General features: G+C 70.2%; 11 protein-coding genes and 1 pseudogene. 8 read left to right on the forward strand and 4 right to left on the reverse strand.

Annotated features, from left to right (window positions below; all coding sequences use genetic code 11):
* The first annotated feature begins 35 nt into the window (after positions 1-35).
* A complete protein-coding gene (locus AQI70_RS33145) occupies positions 36-1,442 on the forward strand; it encodes an FAD-binding oxidoreductase (RefSeq protein WP_062156149.1) in 1,407 nt (468 codons plus the stop codon).
* 31 nt (positions 1,443-1,473) lie between these two features.
* Here the strand turns inward: AQI70_RS33145 and AQI70_RS33150 are convergent, their stop codons facing one another.
* Positions 1,474-1,887, reverse strand: coding sequence for an SsgA family sporulation/cell division regulator (locus tag AQI70_RS33150; RefSeq protein ID WP_062156150.1), 414 nt, complete (start codon positions 1,885-1,887; stop codon positions 1,474-1,476).
* A gap of 263 nt (positions 1,888-2,150) precedes the next feature.
* Here AQI70_RS33150 and AQI70_RS33155 point away from each other — a divergent pair, with 263 nt between their 5' ends.
* Both AQI70_RS33155 and AQI70_RS38015 read left to right on the forward strand, forming a co-directional pair.
* Positions 2,151-3,755, forward strand: a complete 1,605-nt coding sequence (locus AQI70_RS33155) for an RDD family protein (protein ID WP_062156151.1) — start codon at positions 2,151-2,153, stop codon at positions 3,753-3,755.
* A gap of 90 nt (positions 3,756-3,845) precedes the next feature.
* Positions 3,846-4,551: pseudogene (locus AQI70_RS38015) on the forward strand (RDD family protein).
* Between the two features lie 6 nt (positions 4,552-4,557).
* Here the strand turns inward: AQI70_RS38015 and AQI70_RS33165 are convergent.
* Positions 4,558-4,809, reverse strand: coding sequence for a hypothetical protein (locus tag AQI70_RS33165; protein ID WP_062156218.1), 252 nt, complete (start codon positions 4,807-4,809; stop codon positions 4,558-4,560).
* A 398-nt stretch (positions 4,810-5,207) separates the two neighbouring features.
* On the opposite strand from AQI70_RS33165, the gene AQI70_RS33170 reads away from it, so the two are divergent.
* Complete coding sequence (locus AQI70_RS33170; protein WP_208607496.1) at positions 5,208-7,553, forward strand: immune inhibitor A domain-containing protein; 2,346 nt, start codon at positions 5,208-5,210, stop codon at positions 7,551-7,553.
* 145 nt (positions 7,554-7,698) lie between these two features.
* Positions 7,699-8,043 (forward strand): hypothetical protein, encoded by a 345-nt coding sequence (locus tag AQI70_RS33175; protein ID WP_004000912.1) that lies wholly within the window; start codon positions 7,699-7,701, stop codon positions 8,041-8,043.
* Between the two features lie 114 nt (positions 8,044-8,157).
* On the opposite strand, the gene AQI70_RS33180 is transcribed toward AQI70_RS33175, so the two are convergent.
* Positions 8,158-8,748 (reverse strand): isochorismatase family protein, encoded by a 591-nt coding sequence (locus tag AQI70_RS33180; protein WP_062156153.1) that lies wholly within the window; start codon positions 8,746-8,748, stop codon positions 8,158-8,160.
* Between the two features lie 136 nt (positions 8,749-8,884).
* A complete protein-coding gene (locus AQI70_RS33185) occupies positions 8,885-10,243 on the reverse strand; it encodes a nicotinate phosphoribosyltransferase (protein ID WP_062156154.1) in 1,359 nt (452 codons plus the stop codon).
* 92 nt (positions 10,244-10,335) lie between these two features.
* Between AQI70_RS33185 and clpS the strand changes: the two genes are divergently transcribed.
* The 3 genes from clpS (at position 10,336) to AQI70_RS33200 (ending at position 13,122) form a co-directional block, all read left to right on the forward strand.
* Positions 10,336-10,653 (forward strand): ATP-dependent Clp protease adapter ClpS, encoded by a 318-nt coding sequence (gene clpS, locus AQI70_RS33190; protein ID WP_004000915.1) that lies wholly within the window; start codon positions 10,336-10,338, stop codon positions 10,651-10,653.
* Positions 10,654-10,717: 64 nt separating this feature from the next.
* Positions 10,718-11,326: a DUF2017 domain-containing protein gene (locus AQI70_RS33195; RefSeq protein WP_062156155.1), complete on the forward strand. Its 609-nt coding sequence runs from the start codon at positions 10,718-10,720 to the stop codon at positions 11,324-11,326.
* Between the two features lie 359 nt (positions 11,327-11,685).
* A complete protein-coding gene (locus AQI70_RS33200) occupies positions 11,686-13,122 on the forward strand; it encodes an amino acid permease (RefSeq protein WP_062156156.1) in 1,437 nt (478 codons plus the stop codon).
* The last annotated feature ends 118 nt before the right edge of the window (positions 13,123-13,240 follow it).

Consider the following 13,240-nt stretch of genomic DNA (forward strand, 5'->3'; position numbering starts at 1 on the left):
GCGGGGTTCACACCGATGGCCCCGGGTGCCACGCTGTGATCATGAGCCGTATCGAAGCCGCACCCGACCAGGACCGGGGTGACCTCACCGAGCGGCTGCTCGCGGGTCTGCCCGCCGAGGCCGTCCTGACCGACCCCGACGTCACGGCCTCCTACGCCAACGACATGGCCAGCTTCTGCCCGGCCGGCGCCCCCGCCGTGGTCGTGCTGCCGCGCACCGTGGAAGAAGTCCAGCACGTCATGCGCACCGCCACCGCGCTGCGCGTGCCCGTCGTCCCACAGGGCGCCCGCACGGGCCTGTCGGGCGGGGCCAACGCCACCGACGGCTGCATCGTGCTGTCCCTGACCAAAATGGACCGCATCCTGGAGATCAACCCCGTCGACCGCATCGCCGTCGTCGAGCCCGGCGTCATCAACGCCACCCTCTCCCGCGCGGTGGGCGAACACGGCCTGTACTACCCGCCGGACCCCTCCAGCTGGGAGATGTGCACGATCGGCGGCAACATCGGCACCGCGTCGGGCGGCCTGTGCTGTGTGAAGTACGGGGTGACGGCCGAGTACGTCCTCGGGCTGGACGTCGTCCTCGCCGACGGACGCCTGATGTCCACCGGTCGGCGTACCGCCAAGGGCGTCGCGGGCTACGACCTGACCCGGCTCTTCGTCGGCTCCGAGGGCTCGCTCGGCATCGTCGTACGGGCCGTCCTGGCGCTGAAGCCGCAGCCACCGCGGCAGCTCGTCCTCGCCGCGGAGTTCGCCTCCGCGGCGGCGGCCTGCGACGCGGTGTGCCGGATCATGGCCGGCGGGCACGTCCCGTCACTGCTCGAACTGATGGACCGTACGACGGTCAAGGCCGTCAACGACCTGGCGCACATGGGACTGCCGGAGACGACGGAGGCCCTGCTGCTGGCCGCCTTCGACACCCCGGACCCCGCCCCCGACCTCGCCGCCGTCGGCGCGCTGTGCGAGGCGGCCGGCGCCACCCAGGTGGTCCCGGCCGACGACGCGGCCGAGTCCGAACTCCTCCTCCAGGCCCGCCGGCTGTCCCTCACCGCGCTCGAAGCGGTGCGCGGCGTGACGATGATCGACGACGTGTGCGTGCCCCGGTCCCGGCTCGGCGACCTGATCGAGGGCGTCGAGCGGATCGCCGAGAAGCACCAGCTCACCATCGGGGTCGTCGCGCACGCGGGGGACGGCAATACCCACCCCACCGTGTGCTTCGACGCGGCCGACGCCGACGAGTCCCGGCGCGCCCGCGAGTCCTTCGACGAGATCATGGCCCTCGGCCTGGAACTCGGCGGCACCATCACCGGCGAGCACGGCGTGGGCGTCCTGAAGAAGGAGTGGCTGGCGCGCGAGATCGGCCCGGTGGGCATCGAGATGCAGCGGGCGGTCAAGCAGGTCTTCGACCCGCTGGGCATCCTCAACCCGGGCAAGCTGTTCTGACCTCCCCGTGCCGGCTCGGCACCCGTACGGCTCACTGGGCGAGCAGCTGATCGAGCGCGTCGTCGATCCCCAGCTGCTCGCCCTCGGTCCCCGGCGGCACCATCCGCAACGTCCGCTCCAGCCACGCCGACACCTGCGGCGCCGGGGCCTCCAGCAGGGCGTCCCCGTCCGGTGAGGTGAGCGCCATCAGCACGACACTGCGGCCCTCGGCCTTCGTCGGCCACACCCGTACGTCCCCGTGCCCGCACGGCCTGAAGACCCCCTCGATCAGCAGATCGCGGGAGAAGGTCCAGTGCACGGGGTGGTCGGAGTTGATGTGGAAGGTGACATGGACGGCGTACGGGTCGTCGCTGCGGTAGACCAGCCGGGCCGGGACGGGAACGCTGCGCTCCGGCGACAGGATCAGCTTGAGCTCCAGCTCGCGCTCCACCACGGTGTGGTGCATGGTGAATATGTCCTCTCTGGTGACTCGTACGGGCCGTGCAGGTGGGCCCGTACGAGTGGAGAGGGAGCAGGGGGCTGGATCATTACGCGGGTTCGCGGAACTTTTTTCCGGGCCTGTTCCCGTCGGGTTCCGATCCGTGAGAAGTCCGTGTGCGAGGTTGCCCGGAAAGGGGTGGGTCCTGCGGGACCGGCAGTGCTTGTTGCGCCGGTCTGATAGATGTGGAGGACCCCAATAGACCCTCGAGCAGATACCGGACGACGGACATGAGCGCCCCAACCCCGGCCCCCGGTGACGACAGGCCCCGCGAAGGGTATTACCCGGACCCGTCCATTCCTGGATATGTCCGGTACTGGAACGGTGCCTCCTGGGTGCCGGGCACCAGCCGTCCGGCCCCGACGGACGGCGAACCGCTCTCCCCGCCGCCGGGCGCGCACCCGGCGCAGCCCGCCTCACCCGCCTCACCCGCCTCACCGGCCCCGGCCACTCCGGCCGCCTCGGTCGAGGAGACGGGCCCGCACTTCTTCGACGAGGAGTCGGCCGCGGAGCCCGCGGCCGGTGCCCAGCACGGCAGCCGCCCCGAGCCGGCGTCCGCCTGGGGTGCCGACCGTGCCCACCAGTCCGGCTTCGGCGGCGACCAGGGCCGCCGGGTCTCCTGGGGCGGCGCGCAGGGCACCGACCCGACGGACCCGCGCGCGGCGGCGGCCACGGCCGACCCGGCTCACCCGGACGGCCAGGCCGCCCCGGACGCCGCCTCCGGCGACACCTTCATGATCCGCCGGCCGGTGGCCGAGTCCGGGGGAGCGCCCGCCGCCGGCACTCCGGGCCAGGCCGCTCCCCGGGTCCCGGCCCCCGGCGGCCCCGCTCCCGTCGACGGCACCATGGCCATCCGCGCGCTGTCCCCGCGCACGGGTCAGCAGGCCGGGGCGGCCGGGGCGCAGGCCGGAAGCACGGGCGCGTCCGCCGGTGCGGGCGCCGCACGTCCGGAGGCCGACCGCCCCTCGGCGGCGAGCGCCCCGCAGGGCCCCGGCTTCGGCGCAGGGAAGGCCGCCGCCGAGCGTGCCGCCCTCGCCCAGGCCCAAGGCCAGGCACCGGCCCAGGGAGGCGCTCAGGCCGCCTCCGCCGCCCAGCCCGGCTCCCCGGCCCCCACGCCCCTCGCCGGCCCGCAGCAGGCTGCCCCGGGCCTTCCCCAGCAGTCCGGCGGACCGCAGCCCCCGGCCGCTGCCGCCGCGCCCGCCGCTCCGATGACCAGCGGACCGGGCGGCGGTCAGTCCTCCTGGGCCCAGCAGGTCCACCGCCTCGCCGGCCCGTCCGGCGAGGACCAGCCGGTCGCCCCGTGGAAGCCCCCGCGGGAGGACCCCTTCGCGGCGGCCGCCCTGCGCCAGGCCTCCGCCCGCCCCGCGGGCCTCGGCAAGCGGCTGGCCGCGCGGCTGCTGGACACCGTGGTGCTGGCCGCCGTCACCGCCGTGGCCGCCGTGCCGCTGGGCACCAAGGCGATCGACCACGTCAACGAAAAGATCGACGCCGCCAAGCTCTCCGGCGAGACGGTCACCGTCTGGCTGCTGGACGGCACCACGTCGGTGTATCTCGGCATCGTGCTGGCCGTGCTGCTCCTCTTCGGCGTCGTCTACGAGGTCCTGCCGACCGCCAAGTGGGGCCGCACCCTGGGCAAGAAGCTGCTCGGCCTGGAGGTGCGGGACATCGAGGCGCACGAGCCCCCGGAGTTCGGCGCGGCCCTGCGCCGCTGGCTCGTCTACAGCATCCCCGGCCTGCTCGTCATCGGGGTCGTCGGCGTGCTGTGGTGCCTGTTCGACCGGCCGTGGCACCAGTGCCTGCACGACAAGGCGGCACGTACGTTCGTCGCCGGCTGAGCGCATACGCCGTACGGCCCATCTGATTTCCGTACTCCGGACGGCCCCGCGCCAGATGCGAAGCCGCACGGTTCGCGGTCGACTCGGCCCATGAGCAGCGAACCGCCTCCCGGCTCCGGTCAGCAACCCCCGGAAGACGACCCGTTCAGGAAGCAGCCCCCGCCGTCCGGGGGCTCGGGTTCGCCGTACGGCGATCAGCCGCCGTACGGCAGCCAGCCCCCGCCCCCCCTACGGTGGCGGCGGCCCCTACGGCGGCGGCCCCTACGGCGGCGGCCCCTACGGCGGTGGCCCCTACGGGGGTGACCCGTACGGCGGTGGCGGGGCACGCCCTGATCCGCTCGCCGGGATGCCCCCGCTCGCCGACAGCGGCAAGCGCACGCTGGCGCGCATCATCGACATGATCCTGGTGGGTGTCGTCGTCTGGCTGCTCACGTGGGGCTTCGGCGTCAGCGAGTACGACACGGACGCCGACAAGGTGGAGTACAGCAAGTCCCTCGCGCAGTCGGTCATCGCCGCCGTGCTCTTCATCGGCTACGACACCTTCATGACCGCCCAGACGGGGCAGACGCTCGGCAAGAAGCTGCTCAACATGCGGGTGGCCAACCTCGACAACGGCGCCACGCCGTCCGTGCAGTCCGCGCTGATCCGGGCGGCGGTGCTGTGGATCCCGTTCGCGTTCTGCTGCGCCTGTATCTGGACCGCGATCTCCGGCGGCTGGAGCTTCTTCGACCGGCCCTACAAGCAGGGCCTGCACGACAAGTCGGCGAAGACGGTGGTGGTCAGTACCGGCGGCTGACGGGGGTCAGGACTGGCTGAGCACCGGTTCCTCGGTCTGTTCCTGTTGCGCGCCGGCCGGCTTGCGGACCGCAACCACGCGGGGCTTCTTCGGCATGGGGACCGTCATGGCGACCAGCAGCCCGAGCAGGAGCGCCGAGACGGCGATGACCGCGATCCCCGCACCCGAACTCGTCTGTGACAGCAGCAGCATGGCGAGCGTGGAGAAGATCACGGTGCACGAGCCGTAGGCGAGCTGTGCGGCAGTCGGACGAGGCATGATCATCGTGTCCTCGGAATCAGGGGTGCACGGGGGTCTCGGCCTGGCTTTCCGCCGACGTCCGGGCGTTCCGCCATCCGACTCTAACCGCGTGCATGCCCGAGGGGAACAAACCGTAAGCGTGACCTAACCAACAGTGCCGGTGCACAGGGGGCGCACGGAGTCATGGCGTCCATCAAGTGGACAGGTGCACGCGCCCGTTGGCCGAAGTGCCCGTGTTCGTAAAGCGGACACCAACTCCGCATAGTGCAATTGACCTGTTCAAGTCAAGGTCTGTTTTTTCTGCTTAACCTCTAGTCAAATGTCGTCACTTGACTACACGCGTTGATCACGCGCGCGCGGCCCTCCATGACCAGGACCCTTCCTTCCGCGCGCTCGAACGCGGGGGAGGATCTCAAGTGACCAGTAGACCCTGGACGTTCAGAGCGGCGGCAACCACCGTCGCGCTCGCGACCGCCGCGGCGACGTTCTCGACCTTCGCGGTGGCTCAGGCCGACGAAGGCGCGCCGGCGGCGTCCGTGGAGCGGCACGACCCGGCGGAGCACACTCACGCCGAGCATGACCTGGAAGGCCCCCTGAGCAAGACCCAGGAGGCGCAGCGCGAAGAGGCCCTGAACCAGGTCATATCCGGCAAGGCCAAGGTGAAGGAGCGCGAGGGCTCGCAGGTCGTCGAGCTCAAGAGCAAGAAGGGCGACAGCAAGTACGTCGAGCTGGGCCGGGAGAAGACCGACAAGATCTTCACCATCCTGGTCGAGTTCGGCGACAAGATCAGCGAGTTCGGCGGCACGCCCGGCCCGGCGCACAACCAGATAGCCGAGCCCGACCGCACCCAGGACAACTCCACGGCCTGGCAGGCGGACTACAACCAGGCCCACTACCAGGACCTCTACTTCGGCGACGGCACCGCGTCGATGAAGACCTACTACGAGAAGCAGTCCTCGGGCCGCTACTCGATCGAGGGCCAGGTCTCCGACTGGGTCAAGGTCCCCTACAACGAGGCCCGTTACGGCAACAACGCCTGCGGCCAGACCAACTGCTCCAGCGTCTGGAACGTCGTCAGCGACGGTCTGAACGCGTGGGTCTCCCAGCAGAAGGCAGCTGGGAAGACCGACGCCGAGATCAAGGCGGCCGTCACCCGGTTCGACCAGTGGGACCGCTACGACTTCGACGGCGACGGCGACTTCAACGAGGCCGACGGCTACATCGACCACTTCCAGATCGTGCACGCGGGTGAGGACGAGTCCGCGGGCGGCGGCGCGCAGGGCACCGACGCGATCTGGGCCCACCGCTGGTACGCGTTCGGCACCGACGCGGGTGCCACCGGCCCCGAGGGCAACAAGCTGGGCGGCGCGCAGATCGGCGACACCGGCATCTGGGTCGGCGACTACACGGTCCAGCCGGAGAACGGCGGCCTGGGCGTCTTCGCCCACGAGTACGGCCACGACCTCGGTCTGCCGGACCACTACGACACCACCGGCAACGGCGACAACTCCACCGGCTACTGGACCCTGATGTCCTCCGGTTCCTGGCTCGGCACCGGCGGCGACAACATCGGCGACATGCCCGGCGACATGACCGCCTGGGACAAGTTGCAGCTGGGCTGGCTCAAGTACGACACGGCGCAGGCCGCGACGGAGTCCGAGCACAAGCTGGGTCTGGCCGAGTACAACACCCGGCACAAGCAGGCCCTCGTGGTCGAGCTGCCCAAGAAGAAGGTCACCACGGAGATCGTCGCCCCGGCGCAGGGCGCGAACCAGTGGTGGAGCGGCAGCGGCGACAACCTCGCCAACACGCTGGCCCGCTCCGTGGACCTGACCGGCAAGTCCGCCGCATCGCTCACCCTCGACGGCTGGTACGACATCGAGGCCGAGTACGACTACCTCTACACCGAGGTCTCCACCGACGGCGGCGCCAACTGGACCGCGATCGACGGCACCGTCGACGGTGCGGCGCTCCCGCGTGACGCCAGCGGCAAGCCCGCGCTGACCGGCACGGCGGACGGTTACAAGAAGCTGGTCTTCCCGCTCGACGCCTACGCGGGCAAGAAGATCGACCTGCGCTTCCGCTACCAGACGGACGGCGGCGTGGCCCAGAAGGGCTTCGCGGCCGACCGGATCACCGTGACCGCCGACGGCACGGCGCTGTTCTCCGACAACGCCGAGAGCGCGGACGCCGCCTGGCGGACGAAGGGCTTCAAGCGCATCGGCGCCTCCATCACGGACGACTACGCGCAGTACTACATCGCCGAGAACCGCCAGTACGTGTCGTACGACAAGACCCTGAAGACCGGCCCGTACAACTTCGGCTTCTCGACGACCCGTCCGAGCTGGGTGGAGCACTACCCGTACCAGAACGGCCTGTTGATCTGGAAGTGGGACACCTCCCAGGCGGACAACAACACCAGCCAGCACCCCGGTGTCGGCCTGCTCCTCCCGGTCGACTCCCACCCGACCCCGCTGAAGTGGTCCGACGGCACGCTGATGCGCAACCGCATCCAGTCCTACGACTCGCCGTTCAGCCGGTTCCGCACGGACGGCATGACGCTGCACAACGCGGACGTCGCGACCCGGATCCCGTCGCGTCCGGGGGTGCCGGTCTTCAATGACCACACCCACACGTACTACGACGCGGCGACCCCGACCGCGGGCGTCAAGGTCACTGACACCAACACCAAGATCAAGATCATCAAGGAGGCCGGGAACGGCTCCACGATCACGGTCGAGGTTGGCCCTGCGGTGAAGTAATCACCATTTCTGCAGGTCAGAGCGCTATCGGCGGCAGCCCCCTGGCGGGTTGCCGCCGATCGTGTTTAGGTGCACCCTGTGCTTCGCTTATTGACACCGGCACCGACGCCGACCCTGACACCGACTCGCACGGGGGTGTGACCGCATGGCCGCAGGAGGTTTCTGCAAGCTGCCGACCGGCAGCGTGGTGGTGGCGCTGAACCTGCCCAGACCCACCGCCGACGGCACGGGCTGCGTCCGTGTCCTCGTCCACGCCCAGAACCGCGCCCGAGCCCTGACCAGGCTCCGCAACCTGGGCATGCGGGCGGTCTACCTGCGGGGCAACGCGGCCCCGCCCACCCCGGACGAGATCACCGCCGTCCTCCACCACCCCGATGGCCTGATATGGCGAACGGCACCTGACAACGGTGTCGCCACCGGTCCCGAGCTGGCCCAGGAGCTCTGGCACCCGATCAGAGCGCTACTGAGACGCCCCGCGGCAACGCCCTGAGGGGCGCGGGGCTGTGTCGATATGCGGCTCCGCCGCGCGGGCGCGACCAGCCACGACGCACCCGCAGCCGCCCGACGGCCCATCGCGGCACCCCGCGTAGCGCTCGGCGGAGCGCTACGCGACGACCGGCTTCCCGGACAGCTCGACCCCCGCCTCGCGCATCTCCTCAAGCGCCCGCTCGGTGGTCTCCGTGGCCACCCCGGCGGTCAGGTCCAGCAGTACCTGCGTGCGGAACCCCTCCCGCACCGCGTCCAGGGCGGTGGCCCGCACGCAGTGGTCCGTCGCGATGCCCACGACGTCCACCTCCCCGACCTCTCTGGCCCGCAGCCAGTCGGCCAGCTTCACCCCGTTCTCGTCGGCGCCCTCGAACCCGCTGTACGCCGCCGAGTACGCCCCCTTGTCGAACACGGCGTCGATGGCGCCGGAGGCGACGGCGGGGGCGAAGTTCGGGTGGAAGCCGACGCCCTCCGTGCCGGCGACGCAGTGCGCCGGCCAGGAGTGGACGAAGTCGGGGTTCGCCGAGAAGTGGCCGCCGGGTGCGATGTGGTGGTCGCGGGTGGCCACGACGTGCTGGTAGCCGGAGCCGGCCGCCTGCCCGATCAGTTCGGTGACGGCGGCGGCCACATCGGCGCCGCCGGCCACCGCGAGGCTGCCCCCCTCGCAGAAGTCGTTTTGCACATCTACGACGATCAAGGCGCGGCGCATGGTCGGTGTCCTTCGGTTATGGACGCTGGGGTCGGGACGGTGAGAGCGAGCGGGCCCGGCCGTGAACTTCCGAGCCTAGAGACTTCGGGTCCGGCGCGGGAGGGGGCACGGGGTGAGCACGCGGGGCGCGCTCGCTTCACGCCCCTGTCTGGCTACCCGAGCGCCCGTTGACATACTCCGTCGGGATGACGGGTTCTCCGCGTGAGAGCTGGGTGGCGGACATCGGCAGATTCGCGCGGGCGGCCGTGTGCCGGTCCCGTACGACGTCCAGCGGCTCGCGGGCCACCACGTCGCCGCCCTTGACCAGCTCGACCAGCAGCTGCCGGTCGGCGAGCCCGTCCGGGACCGGACCGGTGCCGACGACCTCGGCCTCCGCGACGCCGTACTCGTCCAGGCGCCGCGCGGCCCACTTGCGGCCGCCGATGGAGGTCTTGCCGCCGCTGGACTTCTTGGCCACCGGCACCAGCGGCGCCTTCGGGTCGGCGGACTCGGCGCGGGCGACCAGCTTGTAGACCATCGAGCAGGTCGGGTGCCCGGAGCCGGTCACCAGCTGGGTGCCGACGCCGTACGCGTCCACCGGCGCCGCCGCCAGCGAGGCGATGGCGTACTCGTCCAGGTCGGAGGTCACGATGATCTTCGTGTCCGTCGCGCCCAGCTCGTCCAGCTGCTGCCGGACCCGGTGCGCGACCAGCAGCAGGTCGCCCGAGTCGATCCGGACGGCGCCCAGTTCGGGGCCGGCGACCTCCACGGCCGTACGCACCGCTTCGGCGACGTCGTAGGTGTCCACCAGCAGCGTGGTGCCCCGGCCCATGGAGTTGACCTGGGCCTGGAAGGCGTCCCGCTCGCGGTCGTGCAGCAGGGTGAAGGCGTGGGCGCTGGTGCCGACGGTGGGGATGCCGTAGCGGAAGCCGGCGGCCAGGTCGGAGGTGGAGGTGAAGCCGCCCACGTACGCGGCGCGCGAGGCGGCGACGGCGGCCAGCTCGTGGGTGCGCCGGGCGCCCATCTCGATGATCGGGCGGTCGCCGGCGGCCGCGGACATCCGGGAGGCGGCCGCGGCTATCGCGGAGTCGTGGTTGAGGATGGAGAGGATCACCGTCTCCAGCAGCACGCACTCGGCGAAGCTGCCCTCGACCCGCATGATCGGCGAGCCCGGGAAGTACACCTCGCCCTCGGGGTATCCCCAGATGTCGCCGGAGAAGCGGTAGCCCGCGAGCCACTGGAGGGTCTCCTCGTCGAGGATCCGCCGTTCGCGCAGGAAGCTGAGGACGTCCTCGTCGAAGCGGAAGTTCTCGACGGCGTCCAGGACGCGCCCGGTGCCCCCCACGACGCCGTAGCGCCGTCCGTTCGGAAGCCGCCGGGTGAAGACCTCGAACACCGACCGTCGCCCGGCCGTGCCCGCCTTCATGGCGGCCTGCAGCATCGTGAACTCGTACTGATCCGTGAAGAGCGCCGTCGAGGGGACGTCCACCGGCAGCCCAAGGTCCGCTGTGTTCATGACGACAGATGCTACCCCCATTTCGTCAGTCTGACGATTTAGGTCCCGGGTCGGCCCGAGGATTTGTGCGACCACCCCCCTCCGGTGGCAGCATGGGCTGTGTGACGTCACCCGCTCCCGTAGAGATCGAACGCACCGAGTCGGCGGAGGAGGTCTTCGCCGTCCCCGAGCCGGACGTCCCCTGGGTCACGATCGTCCACAACGACCCGGTCAACCTCATGAGTTATGTGACGTATGTCTTCCAGACGTACTTCGGGTACTCCAAGGACAAGGCCACCAAACTCATGCTCGATGTCCACCACAAGGGCCGGGCGGTCGTCTCCAGCGGCAGTCGCGAGGAGATGGAACGCGACGTGCAGGCCATGCACGGCTACGGCCTGTGGGCCACCCTCCAGCAGGACCGGAAATGACCTCCTGCCCGAAGGACCGGACATGACCTCCCGCCCGCAGGACCGGAAGTAGCGAATCGCCTCCATGCCAGGAACCTTCGAACCGCTCCCCGGCGGCGGCGCGGCCGTCGCCCTCGATGACGTCGAGATCTCCATCATCCGGTCGCTGGCCGTCCAGCTCCTGGAACTCATCGGACCCGGCCCCGCCGGGGACGCCTCCGACGACCCGCTCGCCGAGCTCTTCGCCGAGGGCCCGAGCGAACCCCCGGCAGACCCGGTCCTCAGGCGCCTCTTCCCGGACGCCTACAGCGACCCCGAGGGCACCCCGCAGGCCAAGGAGGCCGAGGAGCAGCGGGCGTACTCCGCGGAGTTCCGCCGCTACACCGAGAACGACCTGCGCGCCGGCAAGCGGGACAACGCCCTCGCGGTGATCCGCTCCCTGGACGAGCTCAGCTCCGCCTCCGCGGGCGAGGGCGGCGCGGTGCTCAAGCTGTCCGCCGAGGAGTCCCAGCGGTGGCTCGGCGCTCTGAACGACCTGCGTCTGGCCATCGGCTCCCGTCTGGAGATCACCGACGAGGACGACACCGACCTGCTCTACCGGCTCCCGGACGAGGACCCGCGCAAGCCGATGGTGATGGCGTATCTGTGGCTGGGCGGGCTCCAGGAGACGCTGATCGCGACGCTCATGCCGTAGCTTGCAACGTTCTTGTGGCGATATGTGACCATTCCGTGTTCGCTCAGAGGACGCTCAAATCCGAATAACGATCCCGTCAACGCCGTCGCCCGCTACGGGCGGCGGCGATGCTTTTGTCCGGTTCTTCTTGTGTGATGCGCCACATGCTCCCTACCCGATCACTGTTACGGCCGTGATAAATCTTCACGACCGCCCGGCGCACACCACCCGTATGTCCGCCGGGTGCGCCACGTGGCCGACGGATCGTCGGTCAGGCACGAGCGGACCCAGCCCGCTCAGCTCCATCATTCCGGGGGGATCGAGACCCGATCCGAGGCCGACGAAAGGTCCGGGTCGGCATGGAGAAAGGCGCACTACACATGACCTCTTCGAAGGTCACTGACGCGAAGGCCACGGATGCCCCCGAGGAGGGGTACGAGCGCGGCCTCGGCAGCCGTCAGGTCCAGATGATCGCGATCGGCGGCGCCATCGGCGTCGGCCTGTTCATGGGTGCCGGAGCGAACATCGCGAAGGCCGGCCCCAGCATCATCCTCATGTACGCCCTCGCGGGCGTCGTCATCTTCTTCATCATGCGGGCCCTGGGCGAACTGCTCCTCTACCGGCCCGTCTCCGGCTCCTTCGCCGAGTACGCCCGCGAGTTCCTCGGTCCGTTCTTCGGTTTCGTCACGGGCTGGACGTACTGGCTCATGTGGGTGGTCACCGGCATGGCCGAGCTCACGGCCGCCGCGATCTACATCCACTTCTGGTTCCCGGACATCCCGCAGTGGGTCAGCGCCCTGGTGTTCCTGGTGGTGCTCTTCGGCGTCAACCTGATCTCCGTCAAGATCTTCGGCGAGGTCGAGTTCTGGTTCTCGATGATCAAGGTCACGGCCATCATCGGCATGATCGTCATCGGCCTCGGCGTGCTCACCCTCGGCTTCTCCGACGCCGGTGACACCGCCACCGTCTCCAACCTCTGGTCGCACGACGGCTTCTTCCCGAACGGCATCGGCTCCAGCCTGATGACCCTCCAGGGCGTCATGTTCGCCTACCTCGCCGTCGAGCTCGTCGGCGTCACCGCGGGCGAGTCCGAGAACCCCGAGAAGACCCTGCCCAAGGCCATCAACACCCTGCCCTGGCGCATCATCGTCTTCTACGTCGGTGCCCTGCTGGTGATCCTCTCCGTCGTCAAGTGGACCGAGTTCTCCGCCGGTGAGAGCCCGTTCGTCCACGCGTTCGGCAAGATCGGCATCCCGCTCGCCGCGGGCATCGTCAACTTCGTGGTGCTCACCGCGGCCCTGTCGTCCTGCAACTCCGGCATGTACTCCACCGGCCGGATGCTGCGCGACCTGGCCGCCAACAGCGAGGCACCGCAGGCGTTCGGCAAGCTCAACGCCCGCAGGACGCCCGCCGTCGGCATCGCGGTCTCCGTGGCGCTCATGGGCATCGGCGTCGTCCTGAACTACGTCGTCCCGGAGAAGGCGTTCCTCTACGTCACCTCCGTCGCCACCGCGGCCGGCATCTGGACCTGGATGATGATCCTCGTCAGCCACATCCGCTACCGCGCCGCGGTCGACGCCGGCCGACTGCGCGCCTCGTCCTTCCCCGCCCCCGGCGGTGCGCTCTTCAGCTGGGTCGCACTCCTCTTCCTCATCGGCGTGACCTGCATGATCGCGTACGACAAGGACGCGCGGGTCTGCCTGTACGTCGCGGCCGGCTGGGCCGTCGCCCTCGGCATCGGCTGGGCGATCCTCAAGAGCCGCAACCCGCAGCTCACCGAGCGCCGCGGCGACCCGGAGCTGGAGAAGGTCGGCTGACGCTTCGGCGACGGTACTTCGGGCGACGGACGCCCAGCCGGGAGGGAGCACTCGTGGCGCCCCCTCCCGGCTGCCGCTCAGGGCGTCCCGTGTCCGGCATATGGGCCGTCCCGTACCA

The organism is Streptomyces curacoi, assembly GCF_001513975.1.
Classification (GTDB): domain Bacteria; phylum Actinomycetota; class Actinomycetes; order Streptomycetales; family Streptomycetaceae; genus Streptomyces; species Streptomyces curacoi.

Excerpts from the sequence above, each read along its gene's own strand:
- AQI70_RS33150 (WP_062156150.1), bottom strand. The coding sequence starts at position 1,887 with ATGCACCACACCGTGGTGGAGCGCGAGCTGGAGCTCAAGCTGATCCTG.
- AQI70_RS33155 (WP_062156151.1), top strand. The coding sequence starts at position 2,151 with ATGAGCGCCCCAACCCCGGCCCCCGGTGACGACAGGCCCCGCGAAGGG.
- AQI70_RS33165 (WP_062156218.1), bottom strand. The coding sequence starts at position 4,809 with ATGCCTCGTCCGACTGCCGCACAGCTCGCCTACGGCTCGTGCACCGTG.
- AQI70_RS33175 (WP_004000912.1), top strand. The coding sequence starts at position 7,699 with ATGGCCGCAGGAGGTTTCTGCAAGCTGCCGACCGGCAGCGTGGTGGTG.
- AQI70_RS33180 (WP_062156153.1), bottom strand. The coding sequence starts at position 8,748 with ATGCGCCGCGCCTTGATCGTCGTAGATGTGCAAAACGACTTCTGCGAG.
- AQI70_RS33185 (WP_062156154.1), bottom strand. The coding sequence starts at position 10,243 with ATGAACACAGCGGACCTTGGGCTGCCGGTGGACGTCCCCTCGACGGCG.
- clpS (WP_004000915.1), top strand. The coding sequence starts at position 10,336 with ATGGGCTGTGTGACGTCACCCGCTCCCGTAGAGATCGAACGCACCGAG.
- AQI70_RS33195 (WP_062156155.1), top strand. The coding sequence starts at position 10,718 with ATGCCAGGAACCTTCGAACCGCTCCCCGGCGGCGGCGCGGCCGTCGCC.
- AQI70_RS33200 (WP_062156156.1), top strand. The coding sequence starts at position 11,686 with ATGACCTCTTCGAAGGTCACTGACGCGAAGGCCACGGATGCCCCCGAG.